This is a genomic window from Rhodococcus sp. 05-2254-2 (genome assembly GCF_002259095.1).
Classification (GTDB): Bacteria; Actinomycetota; Actinomycetes; order Mycobacteriales; family Mycobacteriaceae; genus Rhodococcoides.
The window spans coordinates 172392-195626 of sequence record NZ_NOZJ01000009.1 but is presented as its reverse complement, the minus strand read 5'-3'; the positions used below and the strand labels follow the sequence as shown (position 1 = coordinate 195626).

Annotated in this window: 24 protein-coding genes and 1 riboswitch; of the genes, 15 read left to right on the top strand and 9 right to left on the bottom strand. The window is 65.1% G+C overall.

Going from position 1 to position 23235, the window contains the following annotated elements:
• Window positions 1-8 precede the first annotated feature (8 nt).
• Window positions 9-425 (top strand): cytochrome c oxidase subunit 4, encoded by a 417-nt coding sequence (locus CH283_RS15535; RefSeq protein ID WP_068052104.1) that lies wholly within the window; start codon window positions 9-11, stop codon window positions 423-425.
• A gap of 171 nt (window positions 426-596) precedes the next feature.
• Here the strand turns inward: CH283_RS15535 and CH283_RS15530 are convergent, their stop codons facing one another.
• The 5 genes from CH283_RS15530 to ctaE all read right to left on the bottom strand — a co-directional run bounded on the left by CH283_RS15530 (window position 597) and on the right by ctaE (window position 5642).
• Window positions 597-872, bottom strand: coding sequence for a helix-turn-helix domain-containing protein (locus CH283_RS15530; protein ID WP_068052101.1), 276 nt, complete (start codon window positions 870-872; stop codon window positions 597-599).
• A 243-nt stretch (window positions 873-1115) separates the two neighbouring features.
• Window positions 1116-2894: a cytochrome bc1 complex cytochrome b subunit gene (gene qcrB / locus CH283_RS15525; protein ID WP_094640138.1), complete on the bottom strand. Its 1779-nt coding sequence runs from the start codon at window positions 2892-2894 to the stop codon at window positions 1116-1118.
• A complete protein-coding gene (gene qcrA / locus CH283_RS15520; RefSeq protein ID WP_255183232.1) occupies window positions 2891-4102 on the bottom strand; it encodes a cytochrome bc1 complex Rieske iron-sulfur subunit in 1212 nt (403 codons plus the stop codon). Before qcrA ends, qcrB begins: the two co-directional genes overlap by 4 nt.
• Window positions 4099-4947: a cytochrome bc1 complex diheme cytochrome c subunit gene (qcrC, locus tag CH283_RS15515; RefSeq protein ID WP_094640137.1), complete on the bottom strand. Its 849-nt coding sequence runs from the start codon at window positions 4945-4947 to the stop codon at window positions 4099-4101. The genes qcrA and qcrC overlap by 4 nt, the downstream gene beginning before the upstream one ends.
• Before the next feature lie 83 nt (window positions 4948-5030).
• A complete protein-coding gene (ctaE, locus tag CH283_RS15510; protein WP_037192869.1) occupies window positions 5031-5642 on the bottom strand; it encodes an aa3-type cytochrome oxidase subunit III in 612 nt (203 codons plus the stop codon).
• A gap of 151 nt (window positions 5643-5793) precedes the next feature.
• Between ctaE and CH283_RS15505 the strand changes: the two genes are divergently transcribed.
• Both CH283_RS15505 and trpD read left to right on the top strand, forming a co-directional pair.
• Entirely contained in the window at window positions 5794-6270 is a 477-nt protein-coding gene (locus CH283_RS15505; protein ID WP_068052095.1) for a hypothetical protein, read from the top strand.
• A 51-nt stretch (window positions 6271-6321) separates the two neighbouring features.
• Entirely contained in the window at window positions 6322-7383 is a 1062-nt protein-coding gene (gene trpD, locus CH283_RS15500; RefSeq protein WP_094640136.1) for an anthranilate phosphoribosyltransferase, read from the top strand.
• 12 nt (window positions 7384-7395) lie between these two features.
• Here the strand turns inward: trpD and CH283_RS15495 are convergent, their stop codons facing one another.
• Window positions 7396-7671 carry an Lrp/AsnC family transcriptional regulator gene (locus CH283_RS15495; protein WP_068052089.1) on the bottom strand — a complete coding sequence of 92 codons (276 nt, stop codon included), beginning with the start codon at window positions 7669-7671 and terminating at the stop codon, window positions 7396-7398.
• 54 nt (window positions 7672-7725) lie between these two features.
• Window positions 7726-9525, bottom strand: coding sequence for a DEDD exonuclease domain-containing protein (locus CH283_RS15490; protein ID WP_094640401.1), 1800 nt, complete (start codon window positions 9523-9525; stop codon window positions 7726-7728).
• Window positions 9526-9672: 147 nt separating this feature from the next.
• Between CH283_RS15490 and CH283_RS15485 the strand changes: the two genes are divergently transcribed.
• The 5 genes from CH283_RS15485 (at window position 9673) to CH283_RS15465 (ending at window position 14706) form a co-directional block, all read left to right on the top strand.
• Window positions 9673-9954 carry a hypothetical protein gene (locus CH283_RS15485; RefSeq protein WP_068052086.1) on the top strand — a complete coding sequence of 94 codons (282 nt, stop codon included), beginning with the start codon at window positions 9673-9675 and terminating at the stop codon, window positions 9952-9954.
• Between the two features lie 115 nt (window positions 9955-10069).
• Window positions 10070-10233, top strand: a riboswitch (cyclic di-AMP (ydaO/yuaA leader).
• Between the two features lie 16 nt (window positions 10234-10249).
• On the top strand, window positions 10250-10804 hold the full coding sequence (locus tag CH283_RS15480; RefSeq protein ID WP_068052083.1) for a C40 family peptidase: 555 nt from the start codon (window positions 10250-10252) through the stop codon (window positions 10802-10804).
• Between the two features lie 308 nt (window positions 10805-11112).
• Window positions 11113-12174 (top strand): C40 family peptidase, encoded by a 1062-nt coding sequence (locus CH283_RS15475; protein WP_082898910.1) that lies wholly within the window; start codon window positions 11113-11115, stop codon window positions 12172-12174.
• 31 nt (window positions 12175-12205) lie between these two features.
• Window positions 12206-13558 carry a hypothetical protein gene (locus CH283_RS15470; protein ID WP_094640134.1) on the top strand — a complete coding sequence of 451 codons (1353 nt, stop codon included), beginning with the start codon at window positions 12206-12208 and terminating at the stop codon, window positions 13556-13558.
• A 23-nt stretch (window positions 13559-13581) separates the two neighbouring features.
• On the top strand, window positions 13582-14706 hold the full coding sequence (locus CH283_RS15465; protein ID WP_094640133.1) for a glycosyltransferase family 4 protein: 1125 nt from the start codon (window positions 13582-13584) through the stop codon (window positions 14704-14706).
• Window positions 14707-14716: 10 nt separating this feature from the next.
• Here CH283_RS15465 and CH283_RS15460 read toward each other — a convergent pair whose 3' ends face one another.
• Window positions 14717-16522 (bottom strand): AMP-dependent synthetase/ligase, encoded by a 1806-nt coding sequence (locus CH283_RS15460; RefSeq protein WP_094640132.1) that lies wholly within the window; start codon window positions 16520-16522, stop codon window positions 14717-14719.
• Window positions 16523-16658: 136 nt separating this feature from the next.
• Here CH283_RS15460 and CH283_RS15455 point away from each other — a divergent pair, with 136 nt between their 5' ends.
• The 6 genes from CH283_RS15455 to CH283_RS15430 all read left to right on the top strand — a co-directional run bounded on the left by CH283_RS15455 (window position 16659) and on the right by CH283_RS15430 (window position 21318).
• Window positions 16659-17051, top strand: a complete 393-nt coding sequence (locus CH283_RS15455; RefSeq protein ID WP_082898941.1) for a polyketide cyclase / dehydrase and lipid transport — start codon at window positions 16659-16661, stop codon at window positions 17049-17051.
• A 133-nt stretch (window positions 17052-17184) separates the two neighbouring features.
• Window positions 17185-17619, top strand: coding sequence for an SRPBCC family protein (locus CH283_RS15450; protein ID WP_068052039.1), 435 nt, complete (start codon window positions 17185-17187; stop codon window positions 17617-17619).
• A 29-nt stretch (window positions 17620-17648) separates the two neighbouring features.
• The gene (locus tag CH283_RS15445; RefSeq protein ID WP_082898940.1) at window positions 17649-18875 is read left to right on the top strand and encodes an ArsA family ATPase; all 1227 of its coding nucleotides are present in this window, start codon (window positions 17649-17651) and stop codon (window positions 18873-18875) included.
• A 31-nt stretch (window positions 18876-18906) separates the two neighbouring features.
• Window positions 18907-19380 (top strand): hypothetical protein, encoded by a 474-nt coding sequence (locus CH283_RS15440; RefSeq protein ID WP_094640131.1) that lies wholly within the window; start codon window positions 18907-18909, stop codon window positions 19378-19380.
• A 55-nt stretch (window positions 19381-19435) separates the two neighbouring features.
• Complete coding sequence (locus tag CH283_RS15435; protein ID WP_037192841.1) at window positions 19436-20410, top strand: ROK family protein; 975 nt, start codon at window positions 19436-19438, stop codon at window positions 20408-20410.
• Between the two features lie 179 nt (window positions 20411-20589).
• Window positions 20590-21318, top strand: coding sequence for a lysophospholipid acyltransferase family protein (locus CH283_RS15430; protein WP_068052034.1), 729 nt, complete (start codon window positions 20590-20592; stop codon window positions 21316-21318).
• 22 nt (window positions 21319-21340) lie between these two features.
• Here the strand turns inward: CH283_RS15430 and CH283_RS15425 are convergent, their stop codons facing one another.
• Complete coding sequence (locus CH283_RS15425; protein WP_094640130.1) at window positions 21341-22633, bottom strand: glycosyltransferase 87 family protein; 1293 nt, start codon at window positions 22631-22633, stop codon at window positions 21341-21343.
• Between the two features lie 80 nt (window positions 22634-22713).
• On the opposite strand from CH283_RS15425, the gene CH283_RS15420 reads away from it, so the two are divergent.
• Window positions 22714-23205, top strand: coding sequence for a polyadenylate-specific 3'-exoribonuclease AS (locus CH283_RS15420; protein WP_027497365.1), 492 nt, complete (start codon window positions 22714-22716; stop codon window positions 23203-23205).
• Window positions 23206-23235 lie beyond the last annotated feature (30 nt).

The window sequence follows — 23235 nt, the reverse complement described above, 5'->3', positions numbered from 1 at the left end:
ATGCTGATATGAAAATCGAAGCCAAGATCTTCGAAATCCTCACTGTCTTCTTTCTCCTGGTCGGCATCGTGTACGCGTTGTTCACGGGCCTGAGCCGCACAGGAGTCGAGTGGGCCGGAGTCACCGCGATTTTCTTGTCGGTCGGTCTGACGTTGATCGTCGGAACCTACTTCCGATTCGTCGCACGACGCCTCGACACCCGACCCGAGGACTTCGACGACGCCGAGGTCAGCGACGGCGCAGGAGACCTGGGCTTCTTCAGCCCCGGTAGCTTCTGGCCGATCGTGCTCGCAGGAGCCGCGTCCATCACCGCCATCGGATTCGCCTTCTTCCAGCCGTGGCTCATCGCCCTCGGCGTGGTGAGCGTCATCGCTGCGGCCGCAGGTTTGGTGTTCGAGTACCACGTCGGTGCCGAGCGCCACTGACTCCATCTGCTCCACCCGAAAAGGGCCCCGGTTGTTCTCACGAGCGACCGGGGCCCTTTTTCTGCTGTCCGAGTAGAGGCCGAACAGGATGGTCCGCTCATGGCGCTGTGAAGTGACACTGAGAGCGAGCGTGCGGAGGTCGAGCGCGCAGCGGTGAACGAGGTGGCACCCTCAGGAAACGTCGGCCTCCGAGTGGGACCGAACGGCACGGGGCACCTGATCGGCAAGCGAATCGAGGGAGATGTTCAGCGCGCCGCACAACGCGGCGACGGTGAAGAACGCCGGCGTCGGAATTCGGCCGGTCTCGATCTTGCGCAGAGTTTCGACCGAGATGCCTGCTGTATCGGCGACGTCGGTCATGGTTCGGCCACCGCGGGCATGACGCAGAGCGGAGCCGAGCCTGGCACCGCGGGCGAGTTCGCCGGGGGTGAGTGGAACACGGACCATGACACCGATAGTAATACCGGTCGTCGCGAACCCCGGAGCTGAGACCGGTCGATGTACCTGGGATATGGATGGGTCATCCGACGGTGGGGGAGGGGGGGAGGGCTATCGGATCTCCCGACGACGAGCAGCCGGCCGTGCTGCCTCGGAGGGTGATGCGAAGTGTTCCAGCCCGGATCGTGTTCGCAGACAACAAAAAGGGCGACACCGTTGCCGGTGTCGCCCTTTTCGAGACTCTGTCAGATGTCAGTGTTCTCTGTCGCTATCGCTTCGACCCGAAGCGATAGCGGTGTCCTCATCCGAGTGGAGTCCATGGCCGTTGCCGTTCGAGTGGCCGTTGCCATTGGAGTGGCCATTGCCGTTCGAGTGCCCGTTGCCATTGGCATGGCCGTTGCCGTTCGAGTGGCCGTTGCCGTGGATGCCCGCCTGGTAGTTGCGGAGCATCGTCAGCTGCTCGTGTTCACCCTTGTGAAGGGCATCTTCGAGAGCCTTGCTCTGTGCCACCGGATCCGGACTGAACAGCGATCCCGAGCCGGGCTTTCCGGCCGAGCCGAGCTTGTTCATCTTCTTCGGAACGGCTGCGCCCTGGTAATCGAGGGGAATCGGGTGTCCGTGATCGTCGACCGGTCCGAGCGGCTGGTGGATTTCCACGTACTGGCCGTGCGGGAGTCGCTTGATGATTCCGGTTTCGATGCCGTGCTCGAGAACTGCCCGATCGCTGCGCTGCAGTCCGATGCAGAATCGGTACGCGATGAAGTACGCGAGCGGAGGCATGGTGAGAATTCCGATACGACCGATCCACGTCATCGCGTTGAGCGAGATGTCGAACTTGTAGGCGATGAGGTCGTTGATGCACGAGAGCGTGAGGATCACGTAGAACGTGAGGGCCATCGCGCCGATCGCAGTACGCACCGGAACGTCACGGGGACGCTGAAGCAGGTTGTGATGCGCAGTGTCTCCGGTCAGACGCTTCTCGATCCACGGGTACGCGATCATCACGGTGAAGACGAGACCCATGATCACTGCCACCCAGAACACTGCCGGGATGGTGTAGCGCCCGGCGATGTATATCTCCCAGGCAGGCCACAGTCGTGCCATGCCGTCGGTCCACATCAGGTAGAAGTCGGGCTGCACGCCTGCCGACACTTGCGACGGGTTGTACGGTCCGAGATTCCAGATCGGGTTGATCTGGATGAGTCCGCCCATCGCTGCCAGCACACCGAAGGTGACGGCGAAGAAAGCACCGGACTTGACCGCGAAGACCGGAAGAATACGAACGCCGACGACGTTCTGCTCCGTGCGGCCGGGTCCGGGGAACTGCGTGTGCTTCTGGTACCAGACCAGGGCCAGGTGGGCTGCGATCAGTGCCAGGATGATGGCCGGTAGAAGAAGAACGTGAGCGACGTACAGGCGCGGAATGATGATCGTGCCGGGGAAGTCGCCGTCGAAGATGAGCCAATGCATCCACGTGCCGATGATCGGGATACTCATCGTGATGCCACCGAGAGCGGCGCGGAGGCCGGTGCCGGAAAGCAGATCGTCGGGGAGCGAGTAGCCGAAGAAGCCCTCGAACATCGCCAGGATGAGCAGCAAACAACCGATGACCCAGTTGGCCTCGCGCGGGCGACGGAACGCACCGGTGAAGAAGATGCGCATCATGTGCACGATGATCGAGGCGGCGAACATCAGGGCCGCCCAGTGGTGAATCTGCCGCATGAACAGACCGCCACGAACCTCGAACGTGATGTCGAGAGCGGTGGCGTATGCCCTGGACATCGTCACACCGTTGAGGGGGGTGTACGCACCGTCGTACACGACCTCGCTGAGCGACGGATCGAAGAACAGGGTGAGGAACACGCCCGAGATCAGCAGGATGACGAAGCTGTACAGCGCGATCTCACCGAGCAGGAACGACCAGTGCGTGGGGAAGACCTTGTTGATCTGGCGACGCAATCCCGGCGCCAGGTGGTAACGACTGTCTACGCCGTCGGCCTGCTTGGCGGCGAGGGTTTGCAATGTACTCATGAGTCACGCTCCGGACGACGTTCCCAGAAGGCGGGCCCCAGAGCTTCGGTGAAATCTCCCGAAGCGACGAGGAATCCCTCTTCGTTGACAGTGATGGGAAGTTGGGGCAGCGCACGCGCAGCCGGTCCGAAGATCGGCTTGCCGTACTCGAGCGCGTTGAACTGCGACTGGTGGCAAGGGCACAGAATTCGGTTGGTCTGCTGCTCGTACAACGATGTCGGGCAACCCAGGTGCGTACAGATCTTCGAGTAGGCGAAGTAGTCGCCGTAGTTGAAGCTTTCTTGACCCTTGCGCTTGATGACGGTGCTGGCGGCATCCGGGCGAAGGCGAATGAGCATGACCGAGTTACGAACTCCACGCAGCGAGACGAGCAGATCGTGCTCGCTCTCGCGGTCCGCTTCGCGGAACGGGAAGACGGTCTCCATGGCACCAGCGTCCAAGTCCTCGGGCCGAACGAGAACGACATCTTCCGGTCGCCCGGTGTCTCGTCGGAGGTAGATGGTCTCTCCATCGTAGCGAGGAGTCCAGCCGGATACCCACAACGGCGAATCTTCGCCCTTGGCCCAGGGATTCTTGATCAGTCCACCGAGGGGGAGCAGCGCCATGACGCCGAGCGCGCCACCACCGAAGACGAGCGAACGCTTGATCACCTTGCGGCGACCGATGGTCGACGTGTCGAGCGAATCGCCCAGCTCTGCCACAAGAGTCTTGCGGTCCAGCTCGGACGAGCCGCCGTCGTGACGGTCCTGGATGGAGACCTCTTCGGGGATGAACTTCTTGGTGAACTGCACCGCGCCGATACCGACCGCGAGGATCGCCAGGCCCATCGTGCCGCCGATGAGCGGGGTGTACAGCGAGTAGGCCAGGTAGTTCTCTTCGCCGATACCGGAGTACTGCCACGGCCAGAACAGGTAGATGCCGATGAATGCGACAGCGGCGAGGCCGGCGATCGCGAACCAGATCGCGACGCTGCGCTCGGCACGCTTCTCGGCGCGGGTACCTTCCACAGCCCAACGGTTGCGGCGGAAAGCGACATCGACACCGTCGAGGTTGGTGCCGAGCTCGACCAGTTCGTCGCGGCTCATCGCGGCGAGTTCCTCGTCGGTGTACTTCTTGTCCGCGTTCACGCCGTCGGCACCGGGCGCATTCTTGCGTCCGGATTCGTCGTCGTTGCCCGCGTCCTTACGGCCGGAATCGCCGTCGGTCATGATCTAGCTCCGATCCACAAAGTTGCTCCGACGACGGCGATGATGCCGACCGTCCAGATAGCGATCATCTCGGTACCGGGACCGAAACTTCCGATGCTCCAACCGCCTGCGGGAAGGGTTTCCTGGGCCGACTTGACGTACGCGATGATGTCGGACTTCTCCTCGATCGTCAGCTGACGATCGGAGAACTTCGGCATGTTCTGCGGGCCGGTGACCATCGCGGTGTAGATCTCCTGCTCGTTGGCAGGGCCGAGGGACGGTGCGAACTTGCCCGAGGACAGAGCGCCGCCTTCACCGGTGAAGTTGTGGCAGGAAGCGCAGTTGAGTCGGAACAGTTCACTGCCGCGTCCGATGTCGCCACCGCGCAGGGACTCCTGAGCGATCTCACCGTTCTCGTCGCGGATGACCGTCGGTCCGCCGCCGTTGGCGTTGATGAAGGCACCGAGGGCGTCGATCTGCTTGTCGTTGAACTTCGGCGGCTTGCGCATCGCCTGTGCCTCGTTGCGAACAGCGGGCATACGACCGCTCGACACCTGGAAGTACACGGCTGCTTCGCCGACGCCGATGAGGCTCGGTCCGCGATCCTGAACACCCTGCAGGTTGGCACCGTGGCACGTGACGCAGGACGTGTCGTAGAGCTGCTTGCCCTCGCGGATGAGCGCTGCCGAATCGGTATCGGCAGTCGCGACCTGAGGAGCCGGCGTCAGGGCCGAGGCGAGGAACCCTGCGCTCAGGAGGCCCATCATCAGAACGAGAGCACCGGTGATGCGTCGGCGCGTCCTACGCTGCCGTCTCGTCTTGGAGGCGGCGTTGTCGTCGGATGCTGCTGGGGGAGATGTACTCATCTTCTATCCCTTGTCGTGTCGGGACGGACCGAACGTCGGGGGCTGATTCCGTTCGCTCGTTATCTTTGGTGTGCTGACTGTCACTAGCGGATGAAGTAGATCGTTGCGAAGAGGGCAATCCAGACGATGTCGACGAAGTGCCAGTAGTACGAAACGACGATGGCCGCGGTGGCCTGCGCGGGCGTGAACTTACTGACCAGCGTTCTGGTGATCAGGAAGACGAAAGCGATGAGTCCGCCGATGACGTGCAATCCGTGGAAACCGGTCGTGATGTAGAAGACCGAGCCGTACACGCTGCTCGAGAGCGTCGTGCCCTCGTGCACCATGTGGTAGTACTCGTACGCCTGGCCGGCCACGAAGAACGCGCCCATCACCAGAGTGATGATGTACCAGCGGCGCAGTCCGAAGACGTCACCTCGCTCGGCGGCGAACACGCCCAGCTGGCAGGTGAACGACGATGCGATCAGCACCGCGGTCACCGGCACAGCGAGAGCGAGGTTCAGCTCCGTCGGCTCCGGCGGCCAGATTCCATTCGCCTGGGCGCGTGCGACGAAGTACATCGCAAACAGCCCGGCGAAGAACATGAGTTCACTAGACAGCCACACGATCGTGCCGACGCTGACCATATTGGGACGGTTCAGCGAGTGCACGCGTTGGGTGATTGCCGATCCTTGAGTCCCTACAGCGCTCGTCACAAAGAGAAGTATGACCCGTCGTAGTACGGAAGGCATATCCGGGTCCGCTCTTGGCGCGTCGTGTCGGAACGAATCCGCGTACGTCCTTGTTCCCGTGCTGGTCAGAGCCTCCGTACGGGCCGGTAGGGTCCAGTCGTGCAAGGCTGGCCTCATGGCAAAGCGCACCGAAGGTGGATGGTTTCGGAGACTGTTCTCGCGATCGACGGCCGAACGTCTGGACCCCACTCGCGAGGACCTCGTGACAGTGGCGAGTTGCTTCGACGATGCACAGGCATGCTCGGCCGTGCTCGACGAAGCAGCGAGGACCCGACCGCTGTGGACGGAATCGGCGGAGGTGGTGCTACGGCATCATCTCGTGTTGCCTTCCGACCAAGTGGAGGACGCAGCAGCGGTTGCGGCTCAGGACGACTACGAAGTGGGGCCGGCCGCCGAACTACCGGAGAGCACCGGCTACCGCCCTCGGGTGGAAGGCGGCGTGCCGCTGGTTCTGCAACGTGTTCAGGTACTCGACGCTCTGCACTGCTCGCAGGAGCGTTCTCGCATGGCCGGCCTTGCTCAGCGTCGAGGGGGAGCAGTACTGGGGTGGGACGCACTGCAGCCCGCGCAGCCCGACGCAGCGTCTGGCTAAGCTTCCACCGCACCGAGTGCATCGACGGCAGAAGGGCACGGCAGAACCACCATGACCGCAGCGATCAGCGACGAACAGCCGCGAACCTGGCGTCGAATCCTCGGCGCGTTGACGAACCACACCGACCTGTCCAGCGCCGACACCGGCTGGGTCATGGACGAGATCATGGCCGACAACGCGACAGCCGCGCAGATCGCAGCCTTCGGAGTAGCGCTGAAGATGAAAGGTCCGACGCCGGCGGAGGTCAACGGACTCGCCGAATCGATGTTGGCGCACGCAGTGCTGGTGCACACCGACACCGACGCCGTCGACGTCGTGGGGACCGGAGGAGACGGAGCGGACACCGTCAACATCTCCACCATGGCAGCCGTCGTCGTCGCTGCCAGCGGGATCCGAGTCGTCAAGCACGGCAACCGCGCAGCGTCGTCGAAGAGCGGCACGACCGACGTGCTCGAAGCCTTGGGGGTCCGAGTGACCCTCGGGGCCGACGCAGTCGCGTCGAGCGTCGAGCAGGTCGGCATCGGCTTTTGCTTCGCACCGATCCACCACCCCGCACTGCGCTTCGCTGCCGCACCGCGCAAGGAAATCGGAATCCCCACGGTCTTCAACGTGCTGGGGCCACTGACGAACCCCGGGCGCCCGCGCGCAGGCCTGATCGGCTGTGCGTTCGAGAACCTGGTCCCCGTCGTCGCCGACGTGTTCGCAGCCCGGGGCAGCTCGGTGCTCGTGGTCCGCGGTGACGACGGACTGGACGAGATCACACTGTCCACCACCACGACAGTGCACGTGGTGTCCGATGGTTCGGTGACCGTCGAGACGATCGACCCGCTCGACTACGGCATCGCCCGAGCGCCCATAGAAGCTCTCAGAGGTGGAGACGCCGAATTCAATGCAGCGGTGGCGCACCGAGTGTTCGCCGGAGAACAGGGCCCCGTCCGCGACGCCGTACTGCTCAATGCCGCCGCAGCCATGGCAGCGCACCACGGCGTGTCCGACGACCTCCACGCCCGAATCGAAGCCGGATTGGCCACTGCCGCAACAACAATCGATTCCGGTGCAGCAGCACGGCTACTCGCCGACTGGGGTCGATGCACCACCGAACTCGCCGGCTGACGAAGAGCGCGGCTACTCGCCTATCGAGAACCCGGCTTCGACATCGGCACTCGAATAGGACTGGAACGCAATGTGAGTGGTGGTGCTGCGCACCCCCCGCACACGATTGATGTGCTTGGTGATGACCTCTGCGATCGACGCATGATCACGAACTTTCACGATGGCGATCAGATCGACATCACCAGCACACGAATAGACCTCCGACACCCCGTCGACATCCGCAACGGCCTGCGCCGCTTCCGGAATCAAGTCGGCCTCGGCGTCGATCAAGACGATGGCATTGATCATGTGCGCTCCTCAAGCATCTCGAGCTCGGTGTCCGACGCGAGCTACCCCCAGACCCTAGTTGCTGCCGTACCCCGACAGTCGTCCCGCAGGCTCCACTCCTGACCTGAACAGTCGTTCCGCAGGCTCCACTCCTGAGCTGAACAGTCGTTCCGCAGGCTCCACTCCTGCCCTCGCGGCTTCTCTCGCCGTCCGACACCACGACTCCCACGAACCCGCCGACCGTGCCGGGCTGCAGTACCCACTGCTCGTGCGCACGATCCGGACTCCGTCCGTGCGCAGCCAGGCCGCAATGAGTCCGACTTCCTCCGGGGGCGCGCCGCGCAGCGGGGTCGTATCGGGCACCACCGTTTCGGCCGACGCGGTGATGGCATCGACGACGGGCATCGGATGCACTCCCCGCGGCGCGACGGCAGCGCCGGCCAGCCGGCCGAAGCGCACCACGATCAACTCCCACCCGCCGTCGGCCGTGCGCCTCGCCGCAACCAGTTCGGCAATGGCGGCCACTGCTGCCGATCGGTGCATCCGGCGCAGTGCATCGACGGTGATCGCAATTCTGTCGCGCAGACGGGCAGCCGTCTCGTACAGCTCCTTGTCTGCGAGCTCGGCGACGCGGCGGCGCATGGAGTAGAGAACGGCGTCGTCCTGGCCACACACCAGCGCGAGAAACTGCGTCGGGGCATCGGAGTACTCGTCGGCCGTCAACGGGCCGGACAGTGCCGCTGGGCAGCCTCCGACGTCGGTCGCCGGGCACTGGTCACCGTGTCGAACCGAGCGGGCCAGACGGCGAGTGCACGTACGCAGGCGGCAGAACTCCGCGACGAGCGCCGCGGCCTCTGCGGCGTCACCGCGAACCGAAAACGGTCCGAGACTGTTCGGTGCCGGGGTGCGGACGATCGACAGGCGAGGGAACGCCTCGTCGGTCAGGGTGATCCACCACCCTTTCCTGGGGAACTTCGAGCGGCGGTTGTACGGCGGGATGTGCGCCGAGAGCAGACGTAGCTCGCGGACTCCGGCTTCGAGCGCGTGTGCACACTCGACGTGGTCGACGCGGGTGGCCAGTGCGACCATCTCCTTCATCCGGCCTCGGGTCTCCGAGCCGGTGAAGTAGTTGCGCACGCGTCGTTTGAGGTTGTTGGACGTACCGACGTACAGCACCTCGTCGGACGGGCCGCGGAACAGATAGACGCCGGGTGTGCCGGGAAGATGGGCGGCCAGCCCGCGTTTGGCGCGCTGGCCGGCCGACACCGCGGGTAGGTAGTCGACCAACTCGGCGTAGCTGTGGACTCCCTGATTGCCCACGCGTTCGATGAGGCCGTGCAGAACGTCGACCGTGGCCCTGGCGTCGTCGAGCGCACGGTGGGTAGGCCTGGTGCCGGATCGGAACAGAGTCGACAGTGCGGACAGCTTCACCGACGGAGCTTCGTCGCGGGTCAGAACTCGGCGAGCCAGCTTGACCGTGCACAGCACCTGAAACCGTGGCCACGCGATGTCGAGACGGCTCGCGGCGGCCTTGAGGAATCCGGTGTCGAAGCCGGCGTTGTGCGCCACCAGTACCGAACCTCGTGCGAACTCGAGGAAACCGGGCAGAACCCGTTCGATGCGCGGCGCACCGATGAGCATCGCCGATGTGATGCCGGTCAGTTCCACGATGTACGGCGGAATGGACCTGCCCGGGTCGATCAACGTGGCGAACTCGCCGAGAATCTCGCCGCCTCGAACCTTGACTGCTCCGATTTCGGTGATGGCCTCGGTGTCCGCGCTACCGCCGGTGGTCTCGAGGTCGACGACGACGAACGTCGTCTCGTGCAGCGGGGTGTCGAGTTCGTCGAACGTCAGCTGGATGGGCAGGCTCACCGGGACGACGTTAGGGCCGACCTCCGACAAGAACGCTCATCGCGCCGTCGAACGTCGTCGTGTCACGGAACCTGTCGGTGCCCGTCGCTATCTTTCGCTGAGTCGGCCGATTCGGCCGCCGGAAACCGTAAAGAGACAAGGATCACAATGATCATCGATTGCAGTGACTGCCTGGTCCGTGACATCGCCTGCGCGGACTGCGTCGTGACGGTGCTTCTGGGGGCTCCGGGGATGCCGTCCGGGTCGGACGGACGGCGGGTCGGTCCGCCGTCTCGTATCACTCTCGAGCAGGAGGAACTCGGTGCCATGGGGGTGCTCGCCGATGTCGGTCTCGTGCCCACTCTCAAGCTCGTGGTGAACGACGACGACATCGCCGAGGTTCCTTTGTTATCGACTCGTGACACACCGGGGGATCAGCGCGCCGGCTAGCGAGAATCGAGCCGAATTCGCTCTCCTAGGCGAGTTGGGGTCGACACGGGGGTATGCCATTTCGTAACCTTCCTGAGACCTTGCGGAGTCTCGCCAGTCCAAACCGGAGTGGCGTCGCAAGTCACCGCCTAATCGTTCACTCGCGAGAGTGTTCGTACCGGGAACCCGATATCTACTGGGGTGAATCCCGCTAAGCCACCACATGGTGGCCGGTGGGTAGGGCTGCTCTTCCCAGCCCGAACCCGTCAGCTAACTCGGTCGGCGGACGATAGGAAGAAACGGAGCACCATCTTTCGTGGCGTCACAACTTTCCAACCGAACATTGCGGCGAGTCCTCGTAGCCGGAGCGCTCACGGCAGGCGTGGTCGTTCTTCCCGCTGCACCCGCAATGGCGGCCCCCCTCACCATTCCCGGCGTCGGAACCTTCGAGATTCCTGACATCCCGGGCCTTCCTCCCCTCAACCTTCCGGGTGTGCCCGCGCCGGGTGCGCCGTTGGCACCGCAGGTCACCCCGGCTGCGAAGGCCGTTCAGGCCGCAGAATCCAAGATCGGAGCACCGTACGTGTACGGCGCTTCGGGTCCGGATTCGTTCGACTGCTCGGGCCTCGTCCAGTGGGCGTACAAGCAGGCCGGCGTCAGCTTGCCTCGTACGAGCTACGACCAGGCCGCCGCAGGCACTCCGGTCTCGCGCGACAGCCTCGCCCCCGGCGACGTCGTCTCGTTCTACGACGGCTCGCACTCGGGCATCTACGTCGGCAACGGCAATGTCGTGCACGCATCCACGTCCGGCGTGCCGGTCAAGGTTGCCCCGCTCGACTCGATGCCGTTCGACGGTGCTCGCCGTTACTGACTCGAGCGATCGACGCTCGTTGTGAACCGACCGACAGGGTCGAGCCGTTCATCGGCTCGGCCCTGTCGGCGTATCCGGACACGGACTGCGCGACACGCCGGTTCGGTGGACAGGGAAGGATCCAGTTCGTAATCTGATCGAGACCTGGTCGATGTTTATTTTGTGACCTGTCACCTCGAACCCCCGTCGATTTCGGACCGTGTTCACGTCCGCGCCCGTAAGAGCATGGGTATGGTTCGTTTTCGGACTACTTTTCCAACCGTTGCCTCGGTAGAGGCAACATCTGTGAGGACGGAGAGTCGCTTTCCGTGGCGATATCGAGATCTACCCGAGCGTTGCGTACGGCCCGAAACTCGGTGGTTGCGCTCGCGCTGACCGCATGCATCGCCGTGGTGCCGACGACGACGGCAACCGCGCAGCCGGGATTCGGTTCGGCATCCGACGCGCAGACCGAACTCGCCGAGCTCTCTCGCCAGTCCGAGCAGACCACCGAATCTCTGCACGATGCCCAGATCGATCTCGACGCCAAGAACCAGCAGCAACTCGACGCTCAGGCCCTCGTCGACCAGAGCCGTGCCGCCGTGGACGCAGCGCAGGCGCAGTTGGAGCAGCTCAAACCGGCCATGGACAAGGTCGCCAACGTCAACTACCAGGGCGCGCGGACCAACCGACTGTTCGCCGTCATGGTCAGCGACTCACCACAGCAGTTGCTCGACCAGATGTCGGCGCTGGACGTGATCTCGGCGGAGACCGCCGACCAGGTCGCCCGATTCAAGCAGGCCAGCTCGGATGCAGAGACGGCCGAGCAGGCCGCGACGACGGCCGCCGAACAGGCACGCGTCGCCGCAGAGCAGGCCAAGGCCGTCAGCGACGATCTCCAGGCCAAGCAGAGTGAGCTGCAGGGACAGATAGCCGAGGTCATGGCCGCCTACAGTGCGCTCTCGTCCTCGGAGCAACTGTCTCTGGCCGGTTCGACCCTGCCCGACGGGTTCGACCCGTCCTCGATTCTGCAGAACCTGACGCCGGGATCGGGAGCCAGTGCGCTGCAGGCCGGCCTCACGCAGATCGGCAAGCCGTACGTCTGGGGCGCAACCGGTCCGGATGGCTTCGACTGCTCCGGGTTGGTCGTGTGGGCGTACAAGCAGGTGGGCAAGACGCTGCCGCGATCGAGTCAGGCGCAGGCGGCGGGCGGAACTCCGGTGGATCAGAAGGATCTGCAGCCCGGTGACGTCGTTCTGTTCTATCCGGACATCTCACACGTCGGAATTTATGCCGGAAACGGCAACGTGCTGCATGCCTCCACATTCGGTGTGCCCGTGAAGGTGCAGTCGATGGCATCGTTCCCGTACTACGGGGCGCGTCGATACTGAGGTCGTGTCTCGACGATCGACGAGTGGCGGCATGAGCACCTCGAACCGACCATCCGGGTTGCACGTCATCGTCCGATCGTCATGGCGGCGCTGGCTTGTCGTCGTGGTCGTCGTGGTGGTCGCCGTCTCGGTCGTCCTGATTCACCGATTCGACGGCCCGCCCACGGCCGGGACCGCCGAGGTCACCGTCGGCCAGGACCCGCCGACCTACGATCAGCAGCGCCGCGCCGACGTGACCGTCCTCCTCGACCAGTGGGCGCGCGCGGTTCGTTCCGGTGATCTCGACGCACTGCGCGATGTGATGGATCCGCAGGCCGACCCCGGCTTCGTCGAAGCGCAGCTGCGCCGGGCAGCAGTGGTACCCGGCGTCCCCTTCGCGGAGTTCGGCTACGACCTGGGCGACGAGCCCGAGACCCCGGTGCCGCCGTCGATCGCAGCGGCGCTCGATTCCACCGATGTCTGGGCACCCGCGGTGTATCTGCGATACGCGATCACCGGCCCGGACGCATCGCCGACGCGTCGGCCGGTCTCACTCGTCGTCGCCGAGCGGGACGGTCGATGGCGGTTGGTCGACGACGCGGATCTGACCGAGTATCGACGCCAGACCTGGCGTGGGCCGTGGGACTTCGGCCCTCTCACCGTGCGTTCGGTGGCCACTGCAGCCGGGACATCTGTGGTCATGGGTCATCCGGACCGCGATGCGTTCGTGGAGAACCTTACGGCCGAACTTCCGTCGGCAATCGCGGCCGTGACCGACTTCTGGGGAGACGACTGGGCGCGCGACGGGCTGATTTTCGTCGCATCCTCGGCGGAGGAGTTCGCCGAACTGACGGGGTCCGATCCGTCCACCGACGTGGCTGCGGTGACGGTGTCCGACGCGGTGGCGGCCGACGGCTCCCGTCCGACGGGTCAGCGGGTGGTGTTCGGTCCCGACGCCGCGTCGAGGTTGACGCCGTTCACCGTGCGCTCGGTTCTGCGGCACGAGTTGACGCATGTGGCGGCGAGGGCGCGGACGTCCGACGGTACGGAGTTGTGGGTGTCGGAGGGGTTCGCCGACTATTCCGGGTATCGAGGGTCCGGTGCCGAGTTCGCGCAACTGGCACCCACTCTCGCGGCGATCGTGGCGGCGGGTGGGCCGCCGACGGTGCTGCCGAAGAACGAGGATTTCGGTGCCGGTGGTGCCCGGTCGAGTGTGGCCTACGAATCGGCCTGGTCGGTGTTCGCATTCGTGGCCGACCGGTTCGGGGAGTCGACCCTGCGTTCCCTGTACGAAGCGCTCGCGTCCGAGAGCCCCACCGATTCTGCGTTCGAGTCGGTGCTGGGACTCGGCCGGGCACAGTTCGTGTCCTCGTGGGGTGACTGGGTGGCTCGCCAGGCCGGCTGACACGGGGCGCTACGGTTGACTCCATGCGTCGTACCCTGCTCGTGACGAACGACTTTCCTCCTCGCCCGGGTGGTATTCAGTCCTACTTGCACAGCTTCGCCTCGCAGCTGCCGGCCGACGAGCTGGTGGTCTACGCCCCCCGCTGGCGCGGCGACTCGCACGAGAAGTTCGATGCCAGGCAGCCTTTCGAGGTGATCCGGCATCCGACGACCCTGATGTTGCCGACTCCGCTCGTCGCGCGCCGTGCGGCTCGAATCCTGAAGTCCCGAGGCTGCGATTCGGTGTGGTTCGGTGCGTCGGCTCCGTTGGCAGTGATGTCGTCGTACCTGCGCAAGGCGGGGGCCGATCGCATCGTGGCGAGCACACACGGTCACGAGGTCGGATGGTCGATGGTGCCGGGCGGGCGGGCGGCCCTGCGCACGATCGGCGAGAACACCGATGTGGTGACCTACGTCAGCAAGTACACCCGGGGGCGATTCAGTTCGGCGTTCGGGCGGGCCGCCGCCCTCGAACATCTGCCGCCCGGTGTCGATACCGATCGCTTCGTGCCCGACGACGCAGCGCGAGCGGAACTTCGTGCCCGCTACGGCCTCGGTGATCGCCCCACCGTTCTGTGCCTGTCCCGGCTGGTTCCGCGCAAGGGTCAGGATGTCCTGATCCGGGCGCTCCCGGGGATCCGCCGGGTCGTCGACGGAGCGGTTCTGGTGATCGTCGGCGGCGGGCCGTACGAGAAGACTCTGCGCGAGCTCGTCCGATCCACCGGCATGGAGCAACACGTGGTGTTCACCGGTACCGTCCCGTCGGCGGAGCTCGCCGCCCACCACACGATCGCCGACGTGTTCGCGATGCCGAGCCGAACCCGAGGTGCCGGTCTCGATGTCGAAGGTCTCGGCATCGTCTACCTCGAGGCGTCTTCCTGCGGTGTACCCGTAGTCGCCGGCATGTCCGGGGGTGCGCCGGAAGCGGTGCAGCACAACAAGACCGGCCTCGTCGTCGACGGCACGTCCGTCTCGGACACCACCGACGCGATCGTGCGAATCCTGTCCGATCGCACGCTGGCGACGCAGATGGGCAACGCCGGCCGCGCCTGGGTGGACGCGGAATGGCGCTGGGACGTGCTGACCGAGAAGCTGCGTTCGTTGATCTAGGCAGTACGGCTCAACGGGAGTAGATCGACTCGATCTCGTCGGCGTACGACTTGGTGATGACGTTGCGCTTGAGCTTCATCGTGGGAGTGAGCTCGCCGTTCTCCTCCGAGAAGTCGTGGGGGAGAAGTCGATACTTCTTGATGGACTCCGCATGCGAGACGGACTTGTTCGCGTCGGCGACGGCGGCGTCGATCTCCGCGACGAGTTCGGGGTCCGTCTGCAGATCCGCCGCGGTGGCGTCGGCGGCCTTGCCGTGTGCGGACTTCCAGCGATCGAACGCGTCCGGATCGAGGGTGATGAGCGCGCCGATGAAGGGCTTCTGATCGCCCACGACGACGGCCTGGCTGATCAGTGCACCCGCCCGCAGGTGGTCTTCCAACCCGGCGGGTGAGACGTTCTTGCCGCCTGCGGTGACGATCAGTTCTTTCTTGCGTCCCGAGATCGTGATGTAGCCGTCGTCGTCCACGGAACCGAGATCACCGGTGCGGAACCAGCCTTCGTCCAGCGACTCGGCGGTGGCGGTCTCGTTGCGCCAGTAGCCGTCGAACACCACCGGTCCGCGGAGTTGGATCTCTCCGTCCTCGGCGATGCGCACGGTGTTGCCGGGCAGTGGACGCCCGACGCTGCCCACGCGTTGGAATCCGATGGTGTTGACCGCGAACGCTGCCGTGGTTTCGGTCAGTCCGTAGCCCTCGTAGATCGTCACACCGATGCCCCGGTAGAAGTGGCCGAGCCGGGAACCGAGGGGCGCTCCGCCGGAGATCGCGAGTTCGCACTTGCCGCCGAGCGCTGCTCGCAGTTTGCCGTACACCAACTTGTCGAACACGGTGTGCTTGGCGCGCAACACGATTCCCGGACCTCCGGTATCCTGCGCTTCACTCCATGCCACTGCGCATTCGGTGGCGAGGTCGAAGATCTTTCCCTTGCCGTCGGCGTGCGCCTTCTGCTTGGCGGTGTTGAAGACCTTCTCGAACACTCGCGGAACCGACAGGATGAAGTCCGGTTGGAACGTGCCGAACGTCGCGACGAGATTGGGGATGTCGCTGGTGTGGCCGATGGTGACCCCGGCGTCGAACGACGCGATGGACACTGCGCGTGCCAGGACGTGCGCGAGCGGAAGGAACATCAGCGTGCTGCGGCCCTGTGTCATCAGCGATTTCAGCGACGTCTCACGAATCCCGAGTGACTCGGCGAGCAGATTGGCGTGGGTCAGCTGGACGCCCTTGGGCCGACCGGTGGTTCCCGAGGTGTAGATCAGGGTTGCCGGGTCGGACGAGACGAGTTTCGAAACCCGTAGGTGCACCTCGTCTTCGGCGACTTCGGCACCACCGTCGAGCAGTGCCTGCACTGCGTCGGTGCCCGCCGAGTTCACGATGACGAACGTCTGTCGGACCGACGGGGCTGCTGCCACAACGGACTTCGTCTCCTGCACATGCGCGTCGTTCTCGAGAATCAGCAGGACCGGCTCGGCGTCTTCGAGGATCCATTCGACCTGACCGGCCGAGGACGTCTCGTAGATCGGCACCGTCACACCGCCCGCGGCCCAGATCGCGTAGTCCACTACCGACCACTCGAATCGCGTCGACGACATCAGTGCGACCCGATCGCCCTGCTCGATGCCTGCGGCGATCAGACCCCGTGCCACCCCCACCACCAGGCGCTCGAACTCGGCGGCGGTGACGTCGATCCATTGTCCGTCCACTGTGCGTCGGAACACCACCGCGTCGGGCGAGGTGCGGGCGCGAGCGAAGACGGTATCGACAGCCGAGTCGGTGTCCGCGATGGCGTATTTGGCGGCGACGGTGAACTCGCGCACGGGATTACCTCCGGATAGAACTTGGGGAGAACGAAAGTCGATAGCTCGGCTTCACAGATACTCTAGACCCGGGCTCCCGGCGTCGAAATACGCCTCGACGCGCACGGCCCCCGACCCGATGTGTGAAGCTCTGTCGATGAGCAGTATTCAAGTTGCGGATCAGACATTCGTGGCCGCCCCCGGCGTGCGGGTGGCGCAGGCGTTCGCGTCGCCTGCGCGGTGGCGTCGATGGTGGCCGGATCTGAACCTGACGATCACCGAGGACCGGGGTGAGAAGGGGATCCGCTGGGCAGTGCGCGGCGGTGTGGTCGGAACGATGGAGCTGTGGCTCGAGCCCGCGCTGGACGGGGTGATCGTCCATTACTTCCTGCACGCCGAACCCGCCGCGGACGCCGACGTGGCAGCGCACCAGCATGCCCGGCGGGTGGCCGGACGTGCGATGACGTTCGAGCTCAAGCGAGAGCTCGAGGCCGGTCGGTCTGCAGGTGAAGCACCCCACCACGTAGCGTCGACTTCAGCTCGCGAATGAACCGCGCGGTACGGTCGGCCGGTTCGCATTGTGCGTCCGCGGATCGATCGTGTGAGATAGGCCTGCGCGAGTTCTGCGGCACCGAAGCGAACCGAGCTGATCGAAGTACCCGAGAGGAAGCGGACCAGTAGTCATGGCGGAGAAAACCCAGAGGTCGATCGTCGTCGAAGCTCCATCGAGCCGGGTCATGGACGTCATCGCCGATTTCGACGCGTACCCCACGTGGGTGTCGGCCGCGAAATCCGTCGAGGTCCTCGAGGTCGGTGCGGACGGCCGCGGCAAGCGGGTCAAGTTCGTGCTCGACGCCGGGATGGTGAAAGACACCTACGAGCTCGAATACGACTGGGCAGCCGACGGCAATTCGGTCTCCTGGAACCTCGTATCGGGCGAAATGCAGAAATCGCAGAACGGCTCGTACACGTTGAAGGAGACCGGCAGCGGCACCGACGTGACGTACGAGCTCACCGTGGATCTGAACATTCCGATGATCGGTCTGTTCAAGCGCAAGGCAGAAAAGGTCATCACCGACACTGCACTCAAGGAATTGAAGAAGCGGGTCGAAGGCTGAGCGAAGCTCGCACCGAAGCCCGCACCACGGTGTTGCTGTTCCTCGGCAAAGGTGGTGCGGGTAAGACGACGCTGGCGGCTGCGTCGGGGCTACGACTCGCCCAGGCCGGCGAACGGGTTCTGATCGCGTCCGTCGACCAGGCTCACTCGCTCGCCGATGCATTCAAAGGGGACGCCGAGGTCGAGGATGCGTCCGGTGTTCGTTCGATCGCACCCGGCCTCGACATCCTCGAGATCGATACGTTGAGGCTGCTCGAAGCCCGGTACCGGGGATTGGGCTCACTGTTGGCCGTGGCGTCCGCGGGACACGAGCACGGGGTGAGCTTCGGGGCGATCGAACCGGAGGAGCTGCTCGGTCTCCCGGGAATAGAAGAGCTGCTCGGCATGCACGAGATCAGCCGTCTTGCCGACGAGAATCGCTGGGACACAGTGATAGTCGACCTTCCCGCATCGGCGGATGCCTTACGTACCCTGCAGTTGCCCGACACCGTCGCCGCATACGTCGAGCGGATCTGGCCTCTGCACGCTCGGATGGTCGCCGGCACCGGTTCCGATGTGCGGCTCACTCTCGTGGTGGCGATGATCGAGCGAATCCTCGCGCAGATCGACTCCGTCCGGTCCCTGATCACCGACGCCGACCGTACCGGGGCGACCGTGGTCGTCACCGCCGAACAGCTCTCGATCGTCGACGCGGAACGAACTCTGTCGGCAGCTGCTCTGCTCGGAATCAGAATCGATCGTGTGCTGGTCAACAGAATCCTGCCGAAGCTCAACGCATCGTCGGTCGGTCTGGTGGGCGCTCATCCGGCCGTGTTCTGGTTCGAGAGGTGGCGGGCGGCGCAGCTCGACGCGGTCGCCGAGCTGCGCCGACGCATCGGTACCGTGCCGATCGTGGAGGTGGAGCAGGCTCCCGGTGAACCGGTAGGGTTGGGCCCCTTGCAAGATGTGGCCGATCGCCTCGAACCGGACTCCCTCGAACGGCGCGCGCCGGGCTGGGGTGAGCAGCCTTCGGTCGTGCTCGAGTCGGGTGGCGGACTCGAATCCGTGTACGCGATGAGAATGCTGCTGCCGGTGGTGGATTCGACGACCTTGGGCCTGGGGCGAGTGGAGGACGACTTGATAGTGAGTGCCGACGGGAGGCGACGGCGCATCAGATTGGCGTCGGTGCTGCGTCGGTGCGTGGCCGACTCCGCCGAACTCGACGGACCGTGCCTGGTGGTGCGTTTTCGTCCGAACCCCGACGTGTGGCCGCTGTGACTCCGACAACCCCGACGGCCGGGGTGTCGCGATGACCTCGGACCACTCCGAGCTGGGGGCGGACCTGCTGGCCCTGGCCGAGACCGTGCTGACGCGACTCGAGCCCATCCTGCGTCGCGTCGCCGAGACGCAGCAGGATCGTGACCGCCAGGGATGCAGTTGGTGTCCGGTTTGCGCTCTCGCGGCACTGGTGCGCGGGGAGCGCCACGATCTCGTCGAGCTCGTGGCCTCCGAGAGCGCCGTGGTGATCGCGCTGTTGCGTCAGTTGCTGGCCGATCACACGACCTCCGGGGCGACGCACTCCGCAGCGCAGGCTACGCCGACCTCGCCGCCACCGGGGACTGCGCCCGAGCCCGGGTCCGGTAGTGCCGGTGTCCCCTCGGACCCCGCGGAGGTCGCGGACGTGTCGATCGACACGAAACTTCAGGGCGATCGTCCCGCTTCGTTCGTTCCGATTACCGTTCGAGTGAAGAATTCGCGTTCGGACGAGCAGGAGCGTCCGTGATCGGAGCGACTCGGGTGCAGCCCGCGCGGGGGACGGGCGAGGAAGGCATGAACGAATGAAGCGCCACCACCAGCGACTGACGGTAGGAATCGACGTGGGTGGGACGAGCCTGCGCGCGTCCGTCGTCGACGAGGACGGGCAAGTCCTCGATTCGACGGCCGCTCCCACTCCGCACACTGCGCGTGCGCTCGAACGCGGTCTCGATCGGGCCGTGCAGGAGCTGGCCGGGCGACACGACATCGCGGCCGTCGGGCTCGCCGTCGCCGGGTTCATCGACTCCGATCGCACGACGGTTCTCTTCGCCCCGCATCTGCCGTGGGTGAACACCCCTGTGGCGACCGAGATGAGCATGCGCATCGGTCTGCCGGTGTTGCTCGAGCACGACGCCAATTCTGCGGCGTGGGCCGAGTATCGCTTCGGTGCGGCGTCCGGGGGGCGCAACGTGGTGATGGTGGCCATCGGCACCGGAATCGGCGCGGCCCTGTTGATCGACGGCAGGATCTATCGGGGTAGCCACGGTGTGGCACCGGAACTCGGTCACATCCAGGTCGTGCCGGACGGCCGTGCGTGCCCCTGCGGCAAGCGCGGTTGTTGGGAGCGGTACTGCAGCGGCACCGCTCTGGTGGACACCGCAGTCGAGTTGCTGGCGGCGGACCCGGCGTCCTCGACGACGCTGGCACGTGAGGTGTTCCTCGACCCGGGTTCGTTGACCGGCCGCCGAATCGCCAGTGCCGCGCACGAGGGTGACTCGATCGCCCGCCGCACGATGGAGGACTTCGCGCAGTGGCTCGGCGTCGGGCTCTCGATGGTCAGCGACGTGTACGACCCCGATCTGATCGTGCTGGCCGGTGGAGTGGCGACGTCGTCGAGTCAGTTCCTCGCTCGCGCGACCGACAAGTACGCTGAGCTGGTGACCGGTGCGGGGCATCGCCCCCTGGCGCGTATTCGCAGTACTCAACTCGGTGAGGCAGCAGGCATGATCGGGGCCGCGGAGTTGGCCCGGGCGCAGTTCGTCACCGGCGTTCGCTGACGGTTCTTCGACTGCTTTCTGTGACCTCGGTCCTGGTGTCGGCGATGATGTGGCTGGTGTCATAAACCGTGGGTACAGTTCACTACGCGGCACGGTTCGAGGACGCACGGCCGCAGTCGATTCGCTTCAGGGCGAGGCGGCACCAAACGATTTCCCGACCATCATCAGGGAGCATGTCAATGTGGTACTGGCTGGTTAAGTACATTTTCGTCGGCCCCCTTCTCATCGCCCTGGGTCGGCCCACGATCGAGGGTGCGGAGAACATCCCGACGGAGGGGCCGGTCATTCTGGCCAGCAACCACAAGGCCGTTCTCGATTCTTTCTACCTTCCGCTCAAGACGCCTCGACGCATCACCTTCCTCGCCAAGAGCGAGTACTTCACCGGACCGGGACTCAAGGGCAAGTTCCAGAAATGGTTCTTCACCGCCGTCGGGCAGGTGCCGATCGATCGCACCGGAGCCGACGCGGCACAGGACGCACTCAACGCAGGCGTGCGTGTGATCGAAGCAGGCAAGGTTCTCGGTATCTACCCCGAGGGCACTCGGTCACCCGACGCGCGGTTGTACAAGGGCAAGACCGGGATGGCGCGTCTGGCACTGCAGACCGGAGTTCAGGTGATTCCGGTCGCGATGATCGGTACCGAGAAGATGAACCCGATCGGTTCGCGCGTGTGGCGTCCGGCGAAGGTCACCATCCGGATCGGCAAGCCCATCGACTTCTCGCGCTTCGAGGGCATGGCAGGCAACCGTTTCGTCGAGCGTGCGGTGACCGACGAAGTAATGTACGACCTGATGTTGCTCTCCGGTCAGGAGTACGTGGACGTGTACGCCGCATCGCTGAAGAAGGCTGCGCCCGAGGCGGAGTCGGGTCCGACCGCGCAGCGCATCCCGGATTCCAAGGCGAGCTGAATCTGCTCGGCCCGCTCCGTGATCAGACTGCGGAGCGGGTGTCGACTGTCGTATCGGCCCGGTCGGTCCAGCCGACCGCGGCCACCGCGATGATCGACGCGAGCGCCCACCACACGTATCCCGAGGCCGCGAACTGATCCACGAGCGGCCAACCGAGACCGCTCCAACGGCCCTCGCCGAGCTTCCAGTGCGGCGGGTAGACCATCAACGCCAGCCCGACGGCCACCAGCGTTGCCAACAGCGCACTGCGGCGTCGGTAGCCGAGGACGGCGAGCACCACGGTGAACGGGATGGCCCACACCCAGTGGTGTGACCAGGAGACCGGCGACACCAGCAGACCGAACATGGCGTTGATCGTCAGGGCGAGAGCAGTCTCGCCCGCGGCGAACGCCTTTCGCATCGCTATCGCCGCGATGGCAAGGACCACCACCGACAACGCGAGCCACAGGATCGACCGAGGCAGTTCGTCCAGCCCGAGCCGCGCGAGCACTCCGGTGATCGACTGGTTGGGCGGGTAGGCCGGACCGCCGATTCGGTCGGAATCGACGATCGTCTCGGTCCAGTACTTCACCGAGTCCGACCACGTCAGCGCGAAACCGACCGCGGTGAACACCGCAAAGCTCAGGACCGAAACCACAGCGGCTCGAAAGTCCTTGCGCAACAAGAAGAACAATACGAACACTGCGGGGGTGAGCTTGACGGCAGCCACGAGTCCGATCAGCACACCTCGGGGCCACGGCGTCTTCTTCGGCAGGCAGTCCAGTGCAACGAACGCCATCAGCACGATGTTGATCTGCCCGTAGTTCAGCGTCGAGGTGACCGGCTCGAGAAGCAGCACGGCCACGGCGAAGACTGCTCCGGCAGTCCACCACACGAGCGTGCGAGGACGCAGTCCGAGCGAGGTGAGGGTCGCCACGACGGTCACCAGCAGCAGGAGCATGGACAGCACGGTGACCGCGATCGAGGCGGCGTACAGCGACACCGACGACAGCGGGCTGAAGATCGCCGCGGCGATCGGGGGATAGGTGAACGGCAGCGTCGTACCGGTCGCGATCGGCGGCAGTTGACCGTAGAGATCCCCGCCCTCGGCGAACACCTGACCGCCGAGTCGATACACGTCCAGATCGAGTCGGTAGTGCTCGCCGAGCTCACGCAACCCCGGAAAGCCGTTGAGATGGAACAGCACGCCGACGAGAGCACCGATCAGGACGAGAACCCTGCTCGACGACACCGCCCAACTCGGCCACCGGCGTCGCGTCGGCGCCGCCGGCTCCGATGCTTCGGCGACCGGACGGTTGGTGTCGGGCGGAGTCACTGGCGTTGCCTTTCAGGGCTGTTCGGATCGGGGCTACCGGCACGTGGGGGACGTGTCGGGGACGCGCTAGGGTGAGCCGCGTGCGCTACTTCTACGACACAGAGTTCATCGAGGATGGTCGCACAATCGAGTTGGTGTCGATCGGTGTGGTGTCGGAGGACGGTCGCGAGTTCTATGCGGTGTCCTCCGAGTTCGACCCCGAGCGCGCCGGCCGCTGGGTTCGACGCAACGTGCTTCCCAAGCTGCCACCGTACTCGTCGCCGCTGTGGATGAGCCGGTCGCGAATCCGGGACGAACTGCTCGAATTTCTCGTTCCGCACTACGGTGCCGAGGTCGAACTGTGGGCGTGGGTGGCGGCGTACGACCACGTGGCGCTCTGCCAGCTGTGGGGCTCGATGACCGAATTGCCGCGTTCGTTGCCGCGGTTCACTCGTGAGCTGCGCCAGCACTGGGAGGATCGCGGCAGTCCCGAGCTGCCGTCGGTTCCCGACGATGCTCACGACGCCCTGGCCGACGCGCGGCACAATCTGGCGAAGTTCCAGGCGATCGAGGAGTACTCGTACCGCGGGTGAACACCCGTTGTCCTGCGGCTTCGGCGGTGC

Excerpts from the sequence above, each read along its gene's own strand:
- CH283_RS15535 (WP_068052104.1), top strand. The coding sequence starts at position 9 with ATGAAAATCGAAGCCAAGATCTTCGAAATCCTCACTGTCTTCTTTCTC.
- CH283_RS15530 (WP_068052101.1), bottom strand. The coding sequence starts at position 872 with ATGGTCCGTGTTCCACTCACCCCCGGCGAACTCGCCCGCGGTGCCAGG.
- qcrB (WP_094640138.1), bottom strand. The coding sequence starts at position 2,894 with ATGAGTACATTGCAAACCCTCGCCGCCAAGCAGGCCGACGGCGTAGAC.
- qcrA (WP_255183232.1), bottom strand. The coding sequence starts at position 4,102 with ATGACCGACGGCGATTCCGGCCGTAAGGACGCGGGCAACGACGACGAA.
- qcrC (WP_094640137.1), bottom strand. The coding sequence starts at position 4,947 with ATGAGTACATCTCCCCCAGCAGCATCCGACGACAACGCCGCCTCCAAG.
- CH283_RS15505 (WP_068052095.1), top strand. The coding sequence starts at position 5,794 with ATGGCAAAGCGCACCGAAGGTGGATGGTTTCGGAGACTGTTCTCGCGA.
- trpD (WP_094640136.1), top strand. The coding sequence starts at position 6,322 with ATGACCGCAGCGATCAGCGACGAACAGCCGCGAACCTGGCGTCGAATC.
- CH283_RS15495 (WP_068052089.1), bottom strand. The coding sequence starts at position 7,671 with ATGATCAATGCCATCGTCTTGATCGACGCCGAGGCCGACTTGATTCCG.
- CH283_RS15485 (WP_068052086.1), top strand. The coding sequence starts at position 9,673 with ATGATCATCGATTGCAGTGACTGCCTGGTCCGTGACATCGCCTGCGCG.
- CH283_RS15470 (WP_094640134.1), top strand. The coding sequence starts at position 12,206 with ATGAGCACCTCGAACCGACCATCCGGGTTGCACGTCATCGTCCGATCG.
- CH283_RS15465 (WP_094640133.1), top strand. The coding sequence starts at position 13,582 with ATGCGTCGTACCCTGCTCGTGACGAACGACTTTCCTCCTCGCCCGGGT.
- CH283_RS15455 (WP_082898941.1), top strand. The coding sequence starts at position 16,659 with ATGAGCAGTATTCAAGTTGCGGATCAGACATTCGTGGCCGCCCCCGGC.
- CH283_RS15450 (WP_068052039.1), top strand. The coding sequence starts at position 17,185 with ATGGCGGAGAAAACCCAGAGGTCGATCGTCGTCGAAGCTCCATCGAGC.
- CH283_RS15440 (WP_094640131.1), top strand. The coding sequence starts at position 18,907 with ATGACCTCGGACCACTCCGAGCTGGGGGCGGACCTGCTGGCCCTGGCC.
- CH283_RS15435 (WP_037192841.1), top strand. The coding sequence starts at position 19,436 with ATGAAGCGCCACCACCAGCGACTGACGGTAGGAATCGACGTGGGTGGG.
- CH283_RS15430 (WP_068052034.1), top strand. The coding sequence starts at position 20,590 with ATGTGGTACTGGCTGGTTAAGTACATTTTCGTCGGCCCCCTTCTCATC.